Genomic DNA, 18,811 nt, shown 5'->3' with positions numbered 1-18,811 from the left:
GTTGCCGGAAGCAATGTGAAGGAAAGAGTATGTTAAGCATTAAAGATTTGCAGGTTAGCGTTGAAGACAAAGAGATTTTGCGCGGTCTGAACCTTGAAGTGAAACCGGGCGAAGTCCACGCCATCATGGGACCGAACGGTTCAGGTAAAAGTACCCTGTCTGCAACGCTGGCTGGCCGTGAAGATTACGAAGTCACTGGCGGTTCTGTCACCTTCAAGGGCAAAGATCTGCTGGAGCTTGAGCCAGAAGAGCGTGCCGGTGAAGGCATCTTCATGGCGTTCCAGTATCCGGTAGAAATTCCGGGCGTCAGCAACCAGTTTTTCCTGCAGACCTCGGTCAACGCGGTACGTAAATACCGTGAGCAGGAGCCGCTGGACCGTTTCGACTTCCAGGATTTCATCGAAGATAAAATCCAGCTGCTGAAGATGCCAGAAGATTTGCTGACCCGTTCAGTGAACGTGGGCTTCTCTGGTGGTGAGAAGAAGCGCAACGACATCCTGCAGATGGCGGCACTGGAACCTGAGCTGTGCATCCTTGATGAAACCGACTCCGGTCTGGATATCGATGCGCTGAAAATCGTGGCAGAAGGCGTAAACAGCCTGCGCGACGGTAAGCGTTCATTCATCATCGTGACGCACTACCAGCGTATTCTGGATTACATCAAGCCGGACCACGTACATGTGCTGTATCAGGGCAAGATCGTTAAATCTGGCGACTTCTCGCTGGTGAAACAGTTGGAGGAGCAAGGCTATGGCTGGCTTACCGACCAGGAGTGATAACGCCCTGCAGCAGTGGCATCATCTGTTTGAATTGCGCGGTGACGTACGTTCTTTGCAGGCGCAGCAGCACTGGCAGCAACTGATGCGTGTCGGCCTGCCGACGCGTAAGCATGAAAACTGGAAATACACGCCGCTTGATGGCCTGTTGGCGCAGCAGTTTGTGCTGCCGCAGCCGCAGGAAGTGAGCGCGGAACAAGTTGAAGCGCTGGCGCTGCCGGTTGATGCGGTGCGTTTGGTGTTTGTTGACGGTCGTTTTCAGGCTGAATTGAGCAGCCGTGATACCGGCCTGTTTGAAATTCAGCATGCGCAGGCTTCTGAGCGTCGTCCGCTACCGGCACCGATTCAGCCGGAAGTGTTCCTGCATCTGACTGAAAGTCTGGCAGAAGAAGCCACGACAATTCGTCTGGCGCGTGGTAAATCAGCGGCTAAACCGCTTTATCTGTTGCACATCACCAGCGGTCAGGATGCGGGCACTAACACCGTGCACCATCGCCACCATCTGCAGCTGGAAGCCAGCGCAGAAGCGGAAGTGATTGAGCACTATGTCACGCTGAATGACGTGGCGCACTTTACCGGCGCGCGTTTCACTTTCGACGTGGCCGACAATGCCAAACTGCAGCACATCAAACTGTCATTTGAGAGCGAGAAAGCTTACCACTTCGCGCACAATGATGTGGTGATGGGCCGCGATGCGAATGTGGCCACTACCAGCTTCCTGCTGGGTGCCGGCTTATCGCGTCATAACACCAGCGCGCAGCTGAATGGCGAAAATACCAATCTGGCGATCAACAGCTTGTCGTTGCCGGTGAATCAGGAAGTGTGCGATACCCGCAGCTATCTGGAACACAACAAAGGCTACTGCACCAGCCGTCAGATGCATAAAGTCATCGCGCGCGATAAAGGTCGTGCGGTGTTCAACGGCATGATCAAAGTGGCGCAGCACGCGCTGAAAACCGATGGACAGATGACCAACAACAACCTGTTGCTGGGCCGTCTGGCTGAAGTGGACACCAAGCCGCAGCTGGAAATCTATGCGGATGACGTGAAGTGCAGCCACGGTGCGACCATTGGTCGTATTGATGAAGAGCAGATGTTCTACCTGCGCTCGCGCGGCATCGATGAGACTGCCGCACAGCGTATGATCATCCATGCCTTTGCCGCTGAACTCACCGAAACGCTGGAGAATCCGGTACTGCGTCAGGTGGTGCTGCAGCGCATTGCCGCGCGTATCCCGGGAGTTGAGTCATGAGTTTCGATCTCGAACGCATCAGAGCGGAATTTCCGATTCTGAAACGTGAGGTCAACGGACATCCGCTGGCCTACCTTGATAGCGCGGCCAGCGCACAGCGCCCGCTCGCGGTCATCAATGCGGAAAGTTATTTCTACCAGCACGGCTATGCGGCCGTGCACCGTGGTATCCATTCGTTGAGCGCGCAGGCGACCACCGACATGGAGAACGTACGTCATCAGGCCGCGCGTTTTCTTAACACCGCTTCGCCAGAAGAGATTATTTTCGTCAAAGGCACCACGGAAGCCATCAATCTGGTGGCGAACAGTTGGGGCGGCAGTCAGTTGCAGCCGGGCGACAACATCATCGTCACCGAGATGGAGCATCACGCTAACATCGTGCCGTGGCAAATAGTGGCGCAGCGTACCGGCGCAGAAATTCGCGTTTTGCCGCTGAATGCGCAGGGCGAGCTGGCGCTGGAACAGCTGAGCGGCTTGATTGATAGCCGCACCCGTTTGCTGGCGGTCACCCACGTTTCTAACGTGCTCGGCACCGTCAATCCCGTAAAAACTATCGTGGCACAAGCGAAAGCCGCTGGTGTGATTACGTTGGTGGATGGCGCGCAGGCGGTGATGCATCACACGGTGGATGTGCAGGATATCGACTGCGATTTCTACGCTTTCTCCGGCCATAAAATTTATGGTCCGACCGGCATTGGTGTGTTGTATGCGCGTAAAGCGTTGCAGGAGATCATGCCACCCTGGGAAGGCGGCGGTTCGATGATTTCGGAGGTTGTGCTGCCAACCGGCACCACCTTTAACACTACACCATGGCGTTTCGAAGCGGGCACGCCAAATACCGGCGGCATCATTGGTTTGGGTGCGGCGTTAACGTGGATCAGCGAACTGGGCCTGGACGTGATTCATCAGCGCGAATCGATGCTGATGCGTTATGCGCTGGACAAACTGGCTTCGGTGCCGGATCTGGTGATTTACGGCCCGGAAAGCCGCAGCGGCGTAGTGGCCTTCAACCTCGGTAACCATCACGCCTTTGATGTCGGTAGTTTCCTTGATCAATACGGTATTGCGATCCGCACCGGCCATCACTGTGCGATGCCGCTGATGCGTCATTATGCGGTGCCGGCCATGTGTCGTGCCTCCTTCGCGCTGTATAACACCGAAGAAGAAGCCGATCGTCTGGCCGCAGGTTTGACCCGTATTCATCGTCTGCTGGGCGGTTGAGCAGACTTCAGGAGTGATTCATGGCGAATTTGCCAGATAAAGAGAGATTAGTGCGTAACTTTAATCGTTGCGCTAACTGGGAAGAGAAGTACCTCTACATCATTGAACTCGGTGGGAAATTACCAGAATCCTCCGAAAGCTTACAGCAGCCGGAACACGTGATTTCAGGTTGTCAGAGCCAGGTGTGGATACGCATGACCCCGCAGGCCGATGGCACCATTGCCCTCGAAGGCGACAGCGATGCCGCCATCGTTAAAGGGTTGATTGCAGTGGTATTTAGCCTGTATCAAGGGCTTAAGGCGTCAGAGATTCTCGATCTCGATGTGCGCCACTGGTTCGGCGAATTGGCGCTGACCTCACATCTCACTCCCTCGCGTTCGCAGGGGCTGGAAGCGATGATCCGCGCGATCCGGCATAACGCTCAGACCCTCAGCTAAGTTACACTCTCCAGACCCCGGCTTGACCGGGGTCTGTTCTATCCGACAAAGAGAAAATTGCATGAAACCAGCCTTACGTTTAGCCGGTGCATTGCTGTTGTCCTGTTGCGGACTCTCTGCACCTGCATTTGCTACGGAATATCCCCTACCGGCCGATAACAGCCGTTTGATTGGCGAAAACACCCTGACCACCGTGCCGGATGACAAGCGGCCGCTGGAGAGCATTGCCGCACGTTATAAGATAGGCATGCTCGGCATGCTTGAAGCTAATCCAGGCGTTGATCCCTGGCTCCCCAAGGCTGGCACACAATTAACCGTGCCACTGCAGATGCTGCTACCCGATGCACCGCGGGAAGGTATCGTGATTAACCTCGCGGAACTGCGACTTTACTATTATCCGAAAGGTGAAGATCGTGTGGTCGTCTATCCGATCGGGATCGGTCAGTTAGGCGCTATGACGCCAACCATGGTCACCAGCATCAGCCAGAAAATCCCGAATCCTACCTGGACGCCAACCACCAATATCCGCAAGCGCTACGCCAAAGAGGGCATTACTTTGCCGGGCGTGGTGCCAGCCGGGCCTGATAACCCAATGGGGCTGTTTGCGATGCGTCTGGCGCGTGGGACCGGTCAGTATTTGATTCACGGCACCAATGCTGACTTTGGTATTGGCATGCGCGTGAGTTCCGGCTGCATTCGCCTGCGACCGGATGATATTGAAGCGCTGTTCAATAGCGTGCCGAAAGGGACGCGGGTGCAGGTGATCAATCAGCCCATCAAATATGCGATTGAACCCGACGGTAAGCGCTACGTTGAAGTGCATCAGCCGTTATCACGTAATGATAAGGACGATCCGCAAACCATGCCGATTGCGCAGTCAGCGCAGCTGAAAGCCTTCTCGAAGAGCGAGAAGAGTGATACGGCGTTGATCAAGGAAGCGATAGCCCGACGTTCCGGGATGCCGGTATTAGTGAGCAGCGGTGAGCCGGTGACAGATGAAAGCGCAGTACCAATGGAGCAGCGTGGTGAGGCCGTGGCGCAGCCCTGAATTCGGACCAGAGAATCGCAGAATCAGGACAAAAAAAATGGTGCCACATGGGCACCATTTTTCAAACCAGAACTCTTACTTACGGTAAGAGTGAGCCTGGTTGTCCAGACGCTGGTTAGCACGAGCTGCGTCATCTTTAGCAGCCTGAACGTCAGAACGGATTGCGTTCACGTCGTTGCTCAGCTGATCAACTTTAGCGTTCAGAGTCTGAACGTCTGAAGACAGTTGGTCGATTTTAGCGTTGCTTGAGCAACCAGCCAGCATAGTTGAAGCCAGGATTACAGCGCCCAGTACCAGTTTAGTGCGATTCATTCTTTATACCCTCTAGATTGAGTTAATCTCCATGTAGCGTTACAAGTATTACACAAAGCTTTTTGAGTTGAGAATAAATTTTTGATGAGAACATGCTTAAATTTGATCGTTCGCTCAAAGAAACAGCATTTAACAGAAGATGATGAAAATAATTAGCTAAAACAGAGAGATTTAATCGGACTAACCTTAATCATACGAGATTTTGAATAGTTAATTTCGATTGGAAATTTCTGGCTTTTGTATTACCTCTGCAATAAAAAAAGCGCCTTTAAAAGGCGCTTTTAAATAAAAATTCAGTTGCTAATCAGATTACATGTACAGACGCGGTGTTTGTCGTTCCGCTTGGTACTAATGCACCTGAAACCATTACCACCACATCGCCTTTCTGCGCATATCCGCTTTCCAGCGCCATTTCTTTACCAATGCGGTAGAAATCATCAGTTGAGGCAATTTCTCTCACCAGATGAGTTTCGATACCTTTGCTCAGAATCAGCTGACGAGCGGTGGTTTCGTTGGTGGTGAGCGCCAGAATGGTGGCATCCGGGAAATACTTACGGATAGCTTTAGCAGATTTACCACCTTCGGTGGCTACAACAATCAGTGGTGCTTCCAGCTTCTCTGCAGTCTCAACGGCACCGCGGCATACCGCTTCGGTGATGCGCAGCTTGCGTGAGTCCTGCAGCGAGTCAATGCGCGATTTCATCACGCGATCGGTACGCTCACAGATGGTCGCCATGATGGTGACCGACTCCAGTGGATAACGACCTTTAGCACTCTCACCAGACAGCATGACCGCATCGGTACCGTCGAGGATGGCGTTCGCCACGTCGCCGGCTTCCGCGCGGGTAGGGCGTGGGTTCTTGATCATGGAATCCAGCATCTGCGTCGCGGTGATGACCACTTTGCGTGCTTTATTACATTTCTTAATCATCATCTTCTGCGCGAAGATCACTTCCTCAACCGGGATCTCAACGCCGAGGTCGCCACGAGCAACCATGATGCCGTCTGAGGCTTCGAGGATCTCATCAAAGTTGTTCAGGCCTTCCTGGTTCTCGATTTTCGAGATGATCTGGATATGCTCGCCGCCATGCGCTTTCAGGTGCTCACGGATTTCCAGCACGTCAGAACGCTTACGGATAAACGAAGCGGCGACGAAATCAACGTTCTGCTCGCAACCAAAGATCAGGTCGCGCTTATCTTTTTCCGCCAATGCAGGCAGCTGAATGGAGACACCTGGCAGGTTAACGCCCTTGTTCTCACCCAGATCGCCATTGTTCAGGACATTACAGATTACTGAATTCTCAGTCACTTCTGTGACCTGCATACCGATCAAACCATCGTCGACCAGAACGGTGTTACCAATTTTCAGGTCTTCAGTGAAGCCGGCGTAGGTCACGGCAACACGTTCGCTGTTACCAATGACTGACTGATCGGTGGTGAAGGTGAAGGTCTGGCCGGCTTTCAACGACACATCGTTGCCGCCTTCCAGTTTCATGGTACGAATTTCCGGACCTTTGGTGTCCAGCAGAATAGCGGCCTGACGACCGGTTTTTTCCATAACGGCACGCATGTTGGTGATGCGTTGGCCATGTTCAGCGTAATCCCCGTGCGAGAAGTTAAGGCGCATCACGTTCATGCCCGCTTCCAGCAGTTGGGTCAGCATTTCTTCGGATTCGGTTTTTGGACCGATAGTACAAACGATTTTGGTCTTTTTCATGTCAGGTTTTCTATAAGTTGTGATGGATGATAAAGGTCGGGATTCGATGCGCACGGCACCGAAGTGAGAATATTTATGGTGTTGGATCGGATTTCACAGAAATAAGAATAGGAGACGAAAGCAAAGCGTGCAGAGAAGTTATGCAGTACGCGAGGGAACTGAGTGATCAGTGTTGCGCAAATCATTGGAGTTGTTTGCATAGGCACGTTAGCGCTGAAACCTTTCAGGTGGAACAACGCGGCATAGTATAGTCGCTAAGTATGCGAAAACCAATATAAAAGCGGCGCGATATAGACGATGCAGATCAAGAAAAAGGTGTTGCGCAAGGAGATAAAACCAGAGTGGTGCGCTCTAATGGACTCGAACCATCGACCCCCACCATGTCAAGGTGGTGCTCTAACCAACTGAGCTAAGAGCGCATTGAGGAAATTCACAAATTGGTGCGTCCGAGTGGACTCGAACCACCGACCCCCACCATGTCAAGGTGGTGCTCTAACCAACTGAGCTACGGACGCACTTGGTGCGCTCTAATGGACTCGAACCATCGACCCCCACCATGTCAAGGTGGTGCTCTAACCAACTGAGCTAAGAGCGCAACACGCTGTCAGGGCGACAGCGGGGACGAATATTAACGGCAGGCCGTGATGCTGGCAAGGGGAAAAAGTGTTTTTCCCCTACGACTGACCAGCAACTGTGCTATGCGTCGTTTTTTTCGCCGTTACCAGCCACTTAGCGCGCGGCGCGCGCCAGGATGACCTGCGCAGGCAGGCGCTGCAAACGACGGATGCGCCAAATCATCATCACTGCTGCGGAGGTCAGGCCGATAATAAAGCCACACCAGAAGCCGGCGGGACCCAACTTCGGCAAGACCCAATCCGTCATCGCCAGTACATAACCCACCGGCAAACCCAGCACCCAGTAGGCGATAAAGGTGATGAAGAAGATCGAGCGCGTGTCTTTATAACCGCGCAAGATACCGCTGCCGATCACCTGAATCGAATCTGAGAACTGATAAATCGCCGCCAGCAACATCAGCTGTGCCGCAAGGGTAATGACTTCTGGATTTGCCGTGTACAGGCCGGCGATATCGTGACGGAAAATCACGGTAAACAGTGCGGTGATGGCCGCCATGCTGATGCCGACGCCTTGCCCGGTCCACGCAGCAACGCGCGCCTGTTCGGCCGAACCTTGTCCCAGCCGATAGCCAACGCGAATGGTAGTGGCGACGCCGAGCGACAGCGGCAACACGAACATCAGCGAACTGAAGTTGAGTGCAATCTGGTGTCCGGCCACTTTCACGATACCGAGCGGTGATACCAACAGCGCCACCACGGCAAACAGCGTCACCTCAAAGAACAGCGCCAATGCCACCGGCAAACCCAGCGTGAACAGGCGTGACAAAATCGCACGTGACGGTGCAGACCAGCGCATTTTCATACGGATGTCGCGCATGCTTGCCATGCGTTTCACCCAGAAGCGCATCACCAGGAACATCACCCAATAGACCGATGCCGTCGCCACGCCGCAGCCGACGCCGCCTAAGGCCGGCATACCAAAATGGCCGTAAATGAACACATAGTTGAGCGGAATGTTCACCATTAGGCCGAGGAAGCCGAGCAGCATCGCCGGTTTGGTTTTCGACAAACCTTCGCATTGGTTGCGCATCACCTGGAACAGCAGGTAACCCGGTGCGCCCCACAGCAACGCATGCAGGTATCCTTCGGCTTTGGCGGCCAATTCAGGATCGATATCATGCATGGTGTTAATCAGATAACCGGCGTTCCACAGCACCACCATAATCAGGAGTGCAACACCGATTGCCATCCAGTATCCCTGGCGTACTTGTTCCGCGATACGTTCGCGTCGTCCTGAACCGTTGAGTTGCGCAACGGTAGGCGTCAAAGCCAGTAGAAGACCATGACCAAACAGAATGGCGGGAAGCCAGATAGAGGTGCCGACAGCGACGGCGGCCATATCCGTGGCGCTTACCGCACCGGCCATAACAGTATCTACAAATCCCATCGCAGTCTGGGCCACCTGAGCAAGGATGACCGGGATCGCGAGGGCCAGCAATTGACGCGCTTCGGTAAAATACTTCTGCACGTTACACCTGCTTAATTAATGAAGAGAGCGGGGCGAAATCCCCAAAGAATGCGCGCACAGTGTAGCGGCAGCGCTGGCTTCCGCCAAACGTTGATCGCATTTTGTTTAGCAATTTGTGTAAAGTTTGAACTCCGCCAAATTAAGCTGCCGCCGACAAGCTGTGATAAACTGACGCAAACTTTGCAGAGGCTAAGATTATGTTTACTGGAATTGTGCAAGGCACGGCAGAAATTGTCGGCATTGAAGAGAAAGATCTGTTTCGTACCCATATTGTGCGCTTACCGGATGAGCTGTTACCGGGACTGGCGCTGGGCGCATCGGTAGCCCACAACGGCTGCTGCCTGACTGTGACTGAGATTAATGGCGATCGGGTTAGCTTCGATCTGATTAAAGAAACATTGCGCATTACCAACCTGGGTGAATTACAGGTCGGGGATGTGGTGAATATTGAGCGTGCAGCGAAGTTCAGTGATGAAATTGGCGGCCATTTGATGTCTGGCCATATTATGACCACGGCGGAAATTTGCAAAATCATCCAGTCAGAAAACAACCGCGAAATCTGGTTTAAATTACAGGATGCCACGCAGATCAAATATATTCTGCATAAAGGTTTTGTGGGTATCGACGGAATTAGTTTGACCGTTGGCGACGTTACCAAAAGCAAGTTCTGTGTGCATCTGATTCCGGAAACCCTCGAGCGCACCACGTTAGGCGCGAAGAAGTTTGGTCAAAAGGTCAATATTGAGATTGATCCTCATACGCAGGCTATTGTGGAAACCGTTGAGCGCGTATTAGCACAGCGTGAAGCCGCTGCACTGGCGCAGATTGCCAGCGCAGAATAATGGCGTTAAAAAAGGCGCCCTGCGGCGCCTTGATTTATTTCTGCAAGCTCATTAACGCGCTACGCGTAATCCGCCATCCTTGCCACGACTGAATACCACCTGCCACAGCTGAATATCACGGGCACGAAACGCACCGGCGCAGGCGTTGAGATAATAGTCGAACATTCGTTTAAAACGTTCGCCATATTTCTCAGCCAGCTGCGGCCACGCCGCCTGAAAACGTTCATACCATGCCATTAACGTCGTATCGTAATCTGCGCCAAAGTTATGCCAATCTTCCATGACGAAATGTGGCTCACTGGCATCAGCGATTTGACGGACCGACGGCAGACAACCGTTCGGGAAGATATATTTATCAATCCACGGATCGACATTCATATCCGTTGTGAGGGCACCAATGGTGTGCAGTAAAAATATGCCGTCTGGTTTGAGATTGCGGTCAGCAACATCAAAATAAGTGGCATAGTTTTTCGGCCCGACATGTTCAAACATTCCGACAGAAACAATGCGATCATATTGATTATTCAGGTCGCGATAGTCCTGCAGTAAAATAGTGACATCCAGTCCTTCACAGCGTTGTTGTGCCAGTTTTTGTTGCTCTGCAGAAATAGTGACGCCATGCACCGTGACGCCATAATGGCGTGCGGCATATTCCGCCAGTCCGCCCCAGCCACAACCGATATCCAACAGCGTCAAGCCCGGTTCAAGTTGTAACTTGCGGCAAATCATATCCAGTTTGGCCTGCTGCGCGTTTTCCAACGTATCAGCATCTTTCCAGTAGCCGCAGGAATATTGCATATAGGGGTCAAGCATCAGTGAGAATAGATCATTACCCAGGTCGTAATGCTCTTTACCCACAATCCAGGCGCGTTTTTTCGATTGCAAATTAGTAAGACGCGCGGCGGCGATGCGCAACGTATCTTTAAAATGCCGCGGTAATTGTTTATCCAGATGGTGTTTTAAAACGCGATGGAAGAACATATCAAGCTGTTCGCACTCCCACCAACCATCCATGTAACTTTCACCTAATCCGAGCGATCCTTCCTCGAGCACGCGTTTAAAAAAATCTGGATGCTTTACCTGAATATCCCAGGGACGAGTGCCATTAACTGCAATATCAGCACGCTCTAGCAGTTCATTGACGATCCGAAACCAGTGGTTTTCTTCAAGGCTCAATTCTTCTATAACAGATGAACTCATAGCTTCTCCATCACCTTCCGATCTGAACCTGAGAAAAAGAATAGCCAATTTCCCAAGACCTGTGAGAGAACTCACGGAAAATCCGTGCGCCAGAAATCCGACGTTTTACAGAGGCATGAATTTGAATAGAAAAGTTGGACGCCGCACTGGAGTATCGTGCAGACGCCATCCCGCGACAGAGTCGCTAAAGGTATTACATTTATATTATTGATTTAATACAGAATTACTGACCCACTGAGTATATGCTCACGTGGGTCAATATTCAACGGGTTATCGTTAGTTTGCTAACGAAAAGCGTTGGCTTAGAGATTATCTTCGCAGGGACGGGAATTGTGGGCAATATCACTTTGTGCGTTTGCCGATCGCTGGCAGACAAAGCCCACCCACGCCAGTACCACGGTGGCCACCATCACTAATGTGGTGTTGAACAGCGCCTGCTCAAGGCCGGCGGAGACCAGCAGGCTGGCGACAAAGCACAATCCTAACTGGAATAAATTCTGTAATCCTGCCGCTTTACCGGTGGCGTGCGGGAAGGGCGCTAATGCGCTGGCCACCACAATCGGATAGATCGCGCCATTGGCCAGCGCCATGCCGCAGAAGGGCATCAGCAGCACAAACAGCGGCGCTGAAGGCATCAGGGCGATGACAAACAGACTTAGGATGCTCAGACTGTACAGCACCAGCAACCACGGCAGCAGTTGCGCGCCCTGATAACGATTTAACAGCGTGCGGCAGCCAAAGCCGCCAATCAGAAACGCAATGGTCTGCGGAATATAGCTCAGGCCAATATCACCCGGCGTCAGGCCAGCTGCGGCGAGAATGAAAGGTGAGCCCGTCAGCCACGCGAAAAAGCTCGCCGAACATGCCGAATAGATTAAGACGTTACCGCTGTAGACGCGGGTACCCAGCAAAGTCAACCAGCCGGGTTGTTTGCCTGAGGCAACTTTCTCGCGCTTAGGCGAGGTTAATTGCAGCGTACCGATCAGCAACACTACGGCAACCAGCGTCAGCGTGATAAAGATGCTGCGCCAGTGGAAGTGGCCGATCAGCCAGGCGCCGAGCAGCGGTGCCAGCGCCGGCGACAGCGCAACCAGCGGCATAATCGTTGCAAACACTTTATTGGCTTTCGCTTTTGGATAGTGATCCACCACCAGCGCCTGCCAGCTTACGGCAGCCGCACACACGCCAATCGCCTGCATAAAACGCAGCGCCAGCATCAGGCGGACATCGGTCACCCACAGCATTCCCAGACAACCGAGGGCGAAGATGGCAAGGCCCGCCAGCAAAATCGGCTTACGTCCATAACGATCTGATAGCGGTCCCCAAAATACCTGGGCACAGGCAAAACCGCCGAGAAACAGACTCAGGCTGGCGCTGATGGTGCCGGGTGCGCTAGCAAAATCACGCTGCATATCGCCAAAGGCGGGCAAATACATATCCGTGGCAAGAAAGCCGAGCATGCTGAGCACGGCGAGATAAGGCATAAATGCTTTAGATGACAACATGTTGATTCTCTTTTGGGCAGGGTGAACGCCGGGGAGTGTAAAAGGATGCGGCGCGCTTTGTGAAACGCTAATATTTGCATGGTGCTGTTAAAATTTTTGAAGGCAAATTTATGTGGTCAGAATATGCGCTTGAAGTGGTGGATGCAGTAGCGCGCACCGGCAGTTTTAGCGCGGCAGCGCAGGAACTGCATCGCGTGCCCTCTGCCGTCAGTTATACTGTGCGCCAGCTGGAAACCTGGCTGGCGGTGCCGCTGTTTGAGCGCCAGCATCGGGAAGTGGTGATGACAGCGGCGGGCGAGCATTTTGTGCGGGAAGGCCGATCTGTTATCAAAAAAATGCTGGCCACTCGCCGACAGTGTCAGCAACTGGCAAATGGCTGGCGCGGCGAGTTGAGCATCGCGGTTGACTGCATTGTAAAACCGCAGCGCACGCGACAGTTAGTGAAGGACTTCTATCGCCATTTTCCCGATATGGAGCTGATTATCAGCTACGAAGTGTTCAACGGCGTGTGGGATGCGTTGGCTGATGGTCGGGTGGATGTGGCGATTGGCGCAACCCAGGCCATTCCGGTGGGCGGACGTTTTGCCTTTCAGGATATGGGCGCGCTGAACTGGCGTTGTGTGGTGAGCCCTGATCATCCGCTGGTTAACAGCAAGGAGCTGGATGATGAAACCTTGCGGGCGTGGCCATCGCTGGTGCTGGAAGATACCTCGCGTGCGTTACCGCGCCGTATGACATGGACGCTGGATAATCAGCGGCGGTTGGTGGTGCCAGAGTGGGAAACCGGGATGGATTGTTTGCTGGCAGGATTGTGCGTCGGCATGGTGCCTGGCCATTTGGCGCGTCCACTGCTGGACAGCCAAAAACTGGTCGAGCTGGCGCTACCGCAGGCGTTTCCGGACAGTCCGTGCTGCGTTAGCTGGTCAGAACAGCGCGCGTCACCGGCGCTGGCGTGGTTACTGGCTTATCTCGGGGATGCGGAAACGCTGAACCACGAATGGCTCAGCGAAGTGTCGGCTTAGCGGCGGTAGTCGCGGAACGGACCGTACGCCACCGAACGACGTTCAATCAGCGTTGGCTGGACTTCGATAGTTTGCGGATCTTCGCGCTTGCTGGTGATGCGATCCAGCAGCATTTCCAGCGCTTTTTCGCCCAGTTCAGCTTTCGGCTGGTGCACGGTGGTGAGCGCTGGTGTGAAATAGCGCGCGTTGCGCACGTTATCGTAGCCAATCACCGAGATATCCTGCGGTACGCGCAAACCCATCTCATCAGCAGCGCAAATCGCGCCCATCGCCATGATATCGCCACCGCAGAACACCGCGGTTGGACGCTGTTTCTGATTTAAGATCTGTTGCATCGCCTGATAGCCCGATTCAGGCTCAAAGTCGCCCTGAACCACCCACTCCGGACGCACTGTAATGCCCGCTTCGTTCATTGCCTGCAGGAAGCCAGCATGACGTCCACCGCCGGTGTTGCGCTCCATTTGGCCAGGAATGGCACCGATATCGCGATGGCCACGTTCAATCAGATAACGCCCGGCAAGATAGCCGCCCTGAAATGCATTGTCCTGCACGGTATCGGTGAAATCACCGCGTGACGCGCCCCAATCCATCACCACCATGGGGATATTGCGGTTCTCTTCCAGCATCTGCAGCAAATCGTCTGGATATTCCGAACACATCACCAGCAAGCCGTCGACGCGCTTTTGCGCCATCATCGACAGGTAAGCGCGCTGCTTTTGCAGATCGTTGTGAGCATTGCCGAGAATCAGCGTATAGCCGCGTTCGAAGCAGCGGTTCTCCACCGCTTCGATAATTTCAGCGAAGTAGGGCGCTTCGCTGGAGGTCGCCAGCAGACCCAAGGTTTTGGTGTGATTGACTTTAAGACTACGCGCCACGGCACTTGGCGAGTAATGTAATTCTTTGATCGCTTCCCATACGGCGTTACGCGTCTCTTCCGCAACGAAACGCGTTTTGTTGATGACATGCGAAACCGTGGTGGTTGAGACACCCGCGCGTTTTGCGACATCTTTAATTGTTGCCATGAAAATGGTGCTCCTGGGCTTATCGCAACTTACTGATAAGTATATTGTTAAACGTTTGCGTCTGCTAATGCTTTTACAGCCCAAAAAAGCGGGCAAAACGGTATGTTCTAGCAGGCGAAATCACTTCATCACGCTGTAAATACAGCCTGCGCAAAATCTGTTGCGCAACGAAAGGCGGCGATTCTAGCAAGCTGGCGCGGATAACACGAGATTTTTGCCTATTGCTATGCGAAAATCGTCTTAACCCTAATAATTGTGTGACTAAGGAGTTGTGATGAATACCGACCTGAAGCTGGCGCTAATGACCACTGTTGGCGCACTGTTGATGATTATCGCCTTCAGCTTTACCGCGATCATGCATTAACAAAAAAGCCGGAGCTGACAACAGCATCCGGCTTTTTTATGTCTGTTGCGCAACAGCTAGCGAATGGTTTTTGGCGTCATCATACGACGCGCGCCCACATAGTGTTTCTGCCAGTAATCCTCACCCAATGCGCTAATCTGAATATCTTTGCCGGTACGCGGCGACTGAATGAATTTGCCATTGCCAAGATAAACGCCCACATGGTCGGCGGTACCGCGATTGTTGATGCGGAAGAACACCAGATCGCCTTTCTCCAGCATTTCACGCTTAATCGGTGCCGCATCACGCAGGTGATACATCTCATTGGCGGTGCGTGGCAGTTTGAATTTCACCAGATCTTTATAGGCGTACCACACCAGGCCGCTGCAATCGAAACCGGTGTGTGGCGAAGCGCCGCCCCACTGATAAGGTTTGCCGAGTTGACCCATTAATTTGGTCATCGCCGTTTCACGCGCTTTTTGATAACGCTGACGGTGCGCTTTACTCATTTTGATGCCGGTCAGCGCTAAGGCTTCATCATTGACGGCGATCTCTGGCGTTTTCTTCGCTAAACGTTGATGACCGTATTTCTTAGCAGAAAGTTTTAACGGGGATTTTTTGCTGGTGGTTTTGTGCAGCGCGGTTTCTGTTTTGCTCTGTTTTTTGAGTTTGAATTTTTGAACAGCAGTCAGGCGCGATTTTTTGGTGGTGGTCTTCACCGGACGTCGTTTGCGGCGCTCGTCTTCACGTGCGCTCTTTTTCTCTGCTTTAAGCGAACTGGCGTTAACGGGCGCATGCGGAGATGCAGCGGCCACATTAAAGAACAGTTGGGCTAAAGCCAGTATGAAAAGCGTAATTAGTAGACGCATAATCCGGTTACAGGTTAAGCAGGCTGAATCAAAGCAGACTGCGGAAAAGTGAGAGAAATCTGATCAAGTGACCAGCGCCGAGGCAATTCTAATCCACTTTTTTTACAAAAGGTAAGGCCTTTTTCTATTAATATGTTACCAGATTGATTCTGTAGCAAAAATGAGCGATTTCAGCTGGTTAACACAGCGAAATTATTGCTAATTATTAATTTATTAATGCCAATTAATGATATGAAAATGTTATTTGTCATGCGTTAACTTAACAAACATGGCGATTAGCCAGTGCAAACGCAAAATCCCGTTTTCAGTCCGGGAGCGAAATCGCTACAATAAACAAACACGAAGTAGAAGATTAAGGAAGGCAATAATGAGTACTGTTGAAAAAATTCAGCGTCAGATCGCAGAAAACCCGATTCTGCTGTACATGAAAGGTTCGCCAAAGCTGCCAAGCTGTGGTTTTTCGGCGCAAGCCGTGCAGGCGCTTTCTGCGTGTGGCGAGCGTTTCGCTTACGTGGATATTCTGCAGAACCCGGATATTCGCGCTGAAATGCCGAAATACGCTAACTGGCCAACCTTCCCGCAGCTGTGGGTCGACGGTGAACTGGTCGGCGGCTGCGACATCATCGTTGAGATGTTCCAGCGCGGTGAACTTCAGCCACTGCTGAAAGAGACCGCTGAGAAGTATAAAGAAGCGGAATAATGCAGAAGGCCGACACATGTCGGCCTTTTCTTTAGTTACTCGGCAGACGCCTCGTCTGCGGATTCTTCACTGAAAGCCAGCGGCCAGCCGCCCAGGCGTTTCCAGCGGTTTACCAACTCACAGAACAGCGTCGCGGTTTGCTCGGTGTCATACAGCGCCGAATGCGCCTGCGTGCTATCAAACTCCATTCCCGCCGCTTTACAGGCTTTCGCCAACACGGTTTGCCCCAGCACTAAACCGCTCAGTGCCGCGGTATCAAAAGTGGCAAACGGGTGGAACGGATTGCGCTTCAGGCTGGCGCGCTCGGCGGCCGCCATCACGAAGTTGAGATCGAAAGTGGCATTGTGCGCCACGATAATGGCGCGATTGCAGCCGCTATCTTTGGTGCCTTTGCGCACCATTTTAAAAATCGCGTGCAGGGCTTCATATTCACTTACCGCACCGCGCAGCGGATTGGTGGGGTCGATGCCGGTAAACGCCAGCGCCGCAGGATTCAGAATGGCGCCTTCAAACGGTTCCACATGGAAGTGCAGCGTTTCATCGCGGTGCAACCAGCCGTCTTCATCCATTTTCAGCGTGGTGGCTGCAATTTCCAGCAGTGCATCGGTTTGTGCATTGAAACCCGCGGTTTCAACGTCGATCACAACAGGATAAAAACCGCGGAAGCGTTGGTGGAGAGCGTTTAAAGCGTTCGATTCAGACATCAGGATCTCATGGCAATAAATAGGGCAGCGCGCATTATGGCAAAAATCGCAGGAGGGTGCAGCAGGAGAGGGAAGTCAGCCTGCAAATAGCAGGCTGACGGGCAACCTTAGTTGCCTAAGCCGTGACCGGCATGTTTGTTTTCAATCAGCTCGATTTTGTAGCCGTCTGGATCTTCAACAAACGCAATGATAGTCGAACCGCCTTTTACCGGGCCCGCTTCACGCGTTACGTTGCCGCCCGCGCTGCGAATGCGTTCGCAGGTGTCAGCGACATTGTCCACGCCCAGCGCGATATGGCCGTAAGCGTTGCCGAGATCGTATTTATCCACGCCCCAGTTGTAAGTCAGCTCAATCACCGCGCCCTCGCTCTCTTCGGTGTAGCCAACGAATGCCAGGGTGTACTTATACTCGGTGTTTTCGCTTTGACGCAGTACGCGCATGCCGAGCACGCGGGTGTAGAAATCGATTGAACGTTGTAAATCGCCAACGCGTAACATGGTGTGAAGTAAACGCATAACATCCTCTTTTTTTAAAACGTCATCAGTGCATGACAAGCAACTTAGTATACACACTGATGAAATAACGCTGCCGCCTATCCGCCGCGGCAGCCATTTTCTTACAGGGTTGGATAATCGGTATAACCTTCCGCGCCGCCACCGTAAAAACTCTCAGGACGCTGCGGATTGAGTGGCGCATCCTGCTGCAGACGGGCAACCAGATCCGGATTGGCGATAAAGTCGCGACCAAAGGCCACGGCGTCAATCAGGCCACGCGCAATCAGATCGTCGGCTTTCTCAACGGTGTAAGCACCGGCACCGATGATTACGCCAGGGAACAGGGCGCGTACTTTTTCACGGAATGCATCGCTGTAAGGCTGTCCGCCCGCCCAGTCTGGCTCAGAAAGGTGCAGATAGGCGATGCTGCGTTTGCCCAGCTCGGCGATATACCACAGCGCCGCTTTTTCTTCTTCCGGGCCATTGTCCAGATTCTGGAAAGCACCGATTGGCGAAACGCGGATACCAATACGATCGGCAGACCAGTTGGCGATCGCTGCATCCACCACTTCCAGCGCGAAACGGCCACGCTTTTCAATCGAACCGCCGTACTCATCGGTACGCTGGTTTGAACCTGGTGCGAGGAACTGGTGCATCAGATAGCCGTGCGCGGAGTGCAGCTCCAGCAGGTCGAAATCGGCTTCGCGCGCATTGGCGGCGGCCTGACCAAAATCTTTTACGATTTGCTGAATTTCAGCCACTGACAACTCGCGTGGCACTGAGGTGTCTTCACGATAAACAGAACCATCCGCGGCGCGCAGGGACGTGCGCGTACCTGCCGCTAGGGGGGATGGGGCGACCGGCGCTTTGCCTTCGGGCTGCACGCTGTTATGAGATATGCGGCCGGTGTGCCACAGTTGTACAGCGCTGTGACCGTTGGCGGCATGAATGCCTTCGTTAATCACTTTCCACGCGGCAATTTGCTGCTGTGTGTGCAGACCCGGCGCACCGGCATAGCCTTTCGCCTGGAAAGAGATCTGGGTGGCTTCGGTGATGATCAAACCGGCACTGGCGCGCTGTTGATAATATTCTGCCATCAGCGGCGTAGGGATATCGCCCGGCTCAATGCTGCGCAGACGCGTCAACGGGGCCATGAAAATGCGGTTCGGTACGGTAATCGCGCCCACTTTAAGTGGGGAGAACAGCTGCTTACTCGCCATATTGATTGCTCCAGGAAGACCGGTC

General features: G+C 53.0%; 19 protein-coding genes and 3 tRNA genes. 9 read left to right on the top strand and 13 right to left on the bottom strand.

What is annotated here, in order from left to right:
• Positions 1-29 precede the first annotated feature (29 nt).
• From sufC to ACVLVH_RS14405, 5 genes are all read left to right on the top strand, one after another.
• Entirely contained in the window at positions 30-776 is a 747-nt protein-coding gene (gene sufC, locus ACVLVH_RS14425) for a Fe-S cluster assembly ATPase SufC (protein WP_008102973.1), read from the top strand.
• Entirely contained in the window at positions 751-2,028 is a 1,278-nt protein-coding gene (sufD, locus tag ACVLVH_RS14420; RefSeq protein WP_498949596.1) for a Fe-S cluster assembly protein SufD, read from the top strand. Before sufC ends, sufD begins: the two co-directional genes overlap by 26 nt.
• Positions 2,025-3,248 (top strand): cysteine desulfurase SufS, encoded by a 1,224-nt coding sequence (gene sufS, locus ACVLVH_RS14415; protein ID WP_498949594.1) that lies wholly within the window; start codon positions 2,025-2,027, stop codon positions 3,246-3,248. Before sufD ends, sufS begins: the two co-directional genes overlap by 4 nt.
• A gap of 20 nt (positions 3,249-3,268) precedes the next feature.
• Positions 3,269-3,685: a cysteine desulfuration protein SufE gene (gene sufE, locus ACVLVH_RS14410; protein WP_101764556.1), complete on the top strand. Its 417-nt coding sequence runs from the start codon at positions 3,269-3,271 to the stop codon at positions 3,683-3,685.
• Between the two features lie 61 nt (positions 3,686-3,746).
• Positions 3,747-4,733: a L,D-transpeptidase family protein gene (locus tag ACVLVH_RS14405; protein WP_101764555.1), complete on the top strand. Its 987-nt coding sequence runs from the start codon at positions 3,747-3,749 to the stop codon at positions 4,731-4,733.
• Between the two features lie 75 nt (positions 4,734-4,808).
• Here ACVLVH_RS14405 and ACVLVH_RS14400 read toward each other — a convergent pair whose 3' ends face one another.
• From ACVLVH_RS14400 to ACVLVH_RS14375, 6 genes are all read right to left on the bottom strand, one after another.
• Complete coding sequence (locus tag ACVLVH_RS14400; RefSeq protein ID WP_007892735.1) at positions 4,809-5,045, bottom strand: major outer membrane lipoprotein; 237 nt, start codon at positions 5,043-5,045, stop codon at positions 4,809-4,811.
• Between the two features lie 304 nt (positions 5,046-5,349).
• Positions 5,350-6,762 carry a pyruvate kinase PykF gene (gene pykF / locus ACVLVH_RS14395; protein ID WP_110866028.1) on the bottom strand — a complete coding sequence of 471 codons (1,413 nt, stop codon included), beginning with the start codon at positions 6,760-6,762 and terminating at the stop codon, positions 5,350-5,352.
• Between the two features lie 342 nt (positions 6,763-7,104).
• Positions 7,105-7,181: transfer RNA gene (locus ACVLVH_RS14390), tRNA-Val, on the bottom strand.
• Positions 7,182-7,200: 19 nt separating this feature from the next.
• Positions 7,201-7,277, bottom strand: a tRNA-Val gene (locus ACVLVH_RS14385).
• A 3-nt stretch (positions 7,278-7,280) separates the two neighbouring features.
• Positions 7,281-7,357: transfer RNA gene (locus ACVLVH_RS14380), tRNA-Val, on the bottom strand.
• 134 nt (positions 7,358-7,491) lie between these two features.
• Positions 7,492-8,865: an MATE family efflux transporter gene (locus ACVLVH_RS14375; protein WP_110866029.1), complete on the bottom strand. Its 1,374-nt coding sequence runs from the start codon at positions 8,863-8,865 to the stop codon at positions 7,492-7,494.
• Between the two features lie 197 nt (positions 8,866-9,062).
• Here ACVLVH_RS14375 and ACVLVH_RS14370 point away from each other — a divergent pair, with 197 nt between their 5' ends.
• Positions 9,063-9,707: a riboflavin synthase subunit alpha gene (locus ACVLVH_RS14370; RefSeq protein WP_110866030.1), complete on the top strand. Its 645-nt coding sequence runs from the start codon at positions 9,063-9,065 to the stop codon at positions 9,705-9,707.
• Between the two features lie 51 nt (positions 9,708-9,758).
• On the opposite strand, the gene cfa is transcribed toward ACVLVH_RS14370, so the two are convergent.
• Entirely contained in the window at positions 9,759-10,907 is a 1,149-nt protein-coding gene (gene cfa / locus ACVLVH_RS14365) for a cyclopropane fatty acyl phospholipid synthase (protein WP_192411940.1), read from the bottom strand.
• Between the two features lie 302 nt (positions 10,908-11,209).
• A complete protein-coding gene (gene punC / locus ACVLVH_RS14360; protein ID WP_192411939.1) occupies positions 11,210-12,412 on the bottom strand; it encodes a purine nucleoside transporter PunC in 1,203 nt (400 codons plus the stop codon).
• 110 nt (positions 12,413-12,522) lie between these two features.
• Between punC and punR the strand changes: the two genes are divergently transcribed.
• Positions 12,523-13,434, top strand: coding sequence for a DNA-binding transcriptional activator PunR (gene punR / locus ACVLVH_RS14355; protein WP_101764625.1), 912 nt, complete (start codon positions 12,523-12,525; stop codon positions 13,432-13,434).
• Here the strand turns inward: punR and purR are convergent.
• Positions 13,431-14,456, bottom strand: a complete 1,026-nt coding sequence (gene purR, locus ACVLVH_RS14350; protein ID WP_008110309.1) for an HTH-type transcriptional repressor PurR — start codon at positions 14,454-14,456, stop codon at positions 13,431-13,433. The two genes, punR and purR, sit on opposite strands and share 4 nt — an antisense overlap.
• Before the next feature lie 274 nt (positions 14,457-14,730).
• On the opposite strand from purR, the gene cydH reads away from it, so the two are divergent.
• Positions 14,731-14,820: a cytochrome bd-I oxidase subunit CydH gene (gene cydH / locus ACVLVH_RS14345; RefSeq protein WP_007892756.1), complete on the top strand. Its 90-nt coding sequence runs from the start codon at positions 14,731-14,733 to the stop codon at positions 14,818-14,820.
• A 56-nt stretch (positions 14,821-14,876) separates the two neighbouring features.
• Here the strand turns inward: cydH and ACVLVH_RS14340 are convergent, their stop codons facing one another.
• The gene (locus ACVLVH_RS14340; protein WP_192411937.1) at positions 14,877-15,668 is read right to left on the bottom strand and encodes a C40 family peptidase; all 792 of its coding nucleotides are present in this window, start codon (positions 15,666-15,668) and stop codon (positions 14,877-14,879) included.
• A 364-nt stretch (positions 15,669-16,032) separates the two neighbouring features.
• Between ACVLVH_RS14340 and ACVLVH_RS14335 the strand changes: the two genes are divergently transcribed.
• Entirely contained in the window at positions 16,033-16,368 is a 336-nt protein-coding gene (locus ACVLVH_RS14335; protein ID WP_175501675.1) for a Grx4 family monothiol glutaredoxin, read from the top strand.
• Between the two features lie 35 nt (positions 16,369-16,403).
• Here ACVLVH_RS14335 and rnt read toward each other — a convergent pair whose 3' ends face one another.
• The 3 genes from rnt to ACVLVH_RS14320 form a co-directional block, all read right to left on the bottom strand.
• Positions 16,404-17,072, bottom strand: coding sequence for a ribonuclease T (gene rnt / locus ACVLVH_RS14330; protein WP_101764547.1), 669 nt, complete (start codon positions 17,070-17,072; stop codon positions 16,404-16,406).
• A 107-nt stretch (positions 17,073-17,179) separates the two neighbouring features.
• Entirely contained in the window at positions 17,180-17,587 is a 408-nt protein-coding gene (gene gloA / locus ACVLVH_RS14325; RefSeq protein ID WP_007892766.1) for a lactoylglutathione lyase, read from the bottom strand.
• Positions 17,588-17,688: 101 nt separating this feature from the next.
• Positions 17,689-18,786, bottom strand: a complete 1,098-nt coding sequence (locus ACVLVH_RS14320) for an alkene reductase (RefSeq protein ID WP_137385682.1) — start codon at positions 18,784-18,786, stop codon at positions 17,689-17,691.
• Positions 18,787-18,811: the final 25 nt, after the last annotated feature.

Source organism: Kluyvera sp. 1366, assembly GCF_054823405.1.
Note: the sequence above shows the minus strand (reverse complement) of the source record. Positions and strands in the feature narration are given on the sequence as shown.

Excerpts from the sequence above, each read along its gene's own strand:
- sufC (WP_008102973.1), top strand. The coding sequence starts at position 30 with ATGTTAAGCATTAAAGATTTGCAGGTTAGCGTTGAAGACAAAGAGATT.
- sufD (WP_498949596.1), top strand. The coding sequence starts at position 751 with ATGGCTGGCTTACCGACCAGGAGTGATAACGCCCTGCAGCAGTGGCAT.
- sufS (WP_498949594.1), top strand. The coding sequence starts at position 2,025 with ATGAGTTTCGATCTCGAACGCATCAGAGCGGAATTTCCGATTCTGAAA.
- sufE (WP_101764556.1), top strand. The coding sequence starts at position 3,269 with ATGGCGAATTTGCCAGATAAAGAGAGATTAGTGCGTAACTTTAATCGT.
- ACVLVH_RS14405 (WP_101764555.1), top strand. The coding sequence starts at position 3,747 with ATGAAACCAGCCTTACGTTTAGCCGGTGCATTGCTGTTGTCCTGTTGC.
- ACVLVH_RS14400 (WP_007892735.1), bottom strand. The coding sequence starts at position 5,045 with ATGAATCGCACTAAACTGGTACTGGGCGCTGTAATCCTGGCTTCAACT.
- pykF (WP_110866028.1), bottom strand. The coding sequence starts at position 6,762 with ATGAAAAAGACCAAAATCGTTTGTACTATCGGTCCAAAAACCGAATCC.
- ACVLVH_RS14370 (WP_110866030.1), top strand. The coding sequence starts at position 9,063 with ATGTTTACTGGAATTGTGCAAGGCACGGCAGAAATTGTCGGCATTGAA.
- cfa (WP_192411940.1), bottom strand. The coding sequence starts at position 10,907 with ATGAGTTCATCTGTTATAGAAGAATTGAGCCTTGAAGAAAACCACTGG.
- punC (WP_192411939.1), bottom strand. The coding sequence starts at position 12,412 with ATGTTGTCATCTAAAGCATTTATGCCTTATCTCGCCGTGCTCAGCATG.
- punR (WP_101764625.1), top strand. The coding sequence starts at position 12,523 with ATGTGGTCAGAATATGCGCTTGAAGTGGTGGATGCAGTAGCGCGCACC.
- purR (WP_008110309.1), bottom strand. The coding sequence starts at position 14,456 with ATGGCAACAATTAAAGATGTCGCAAAACGCGCGGGTGTCTCAACCACC.
- cydH (WP_007892756.1), top strand. The coding sequence starts at position 14,731 with ATGAATACCGACCTGAAGCTGGCGCTAATGACCACTGTTGGCGCACTG.
- ACVLVH_RS14340 (WP_192411937.1), bottom strand. The coding sequence starts at position 15,668 with ATGCGTCTACTAATTACGCTTTTCATACTGGCTTTAGCCCAACTGTTC.
- rnt (WP_101764547.1), bottom strand. The coding sequence starts at position 17,072 with ATGTCTGAATCGAACGCTTTAAACGCTCTCCACCAACGCTTCCGCGGT.
- gloA (WP_007892766.1), bottom strand. The coding sequence starts at position 17,587 with ATGCGTTTACTTCACACCATGTTACGCGTTGGCGATTTACAACGTTCA.
- ACVLVH_RS14320 (WP_137385682.1), bottom strand. The coding sequence starts at position 18,786 with ATGGCGAGTAAGCAGCTGTTCTCCCCACTTAAAGTGGGCGCGATTACC.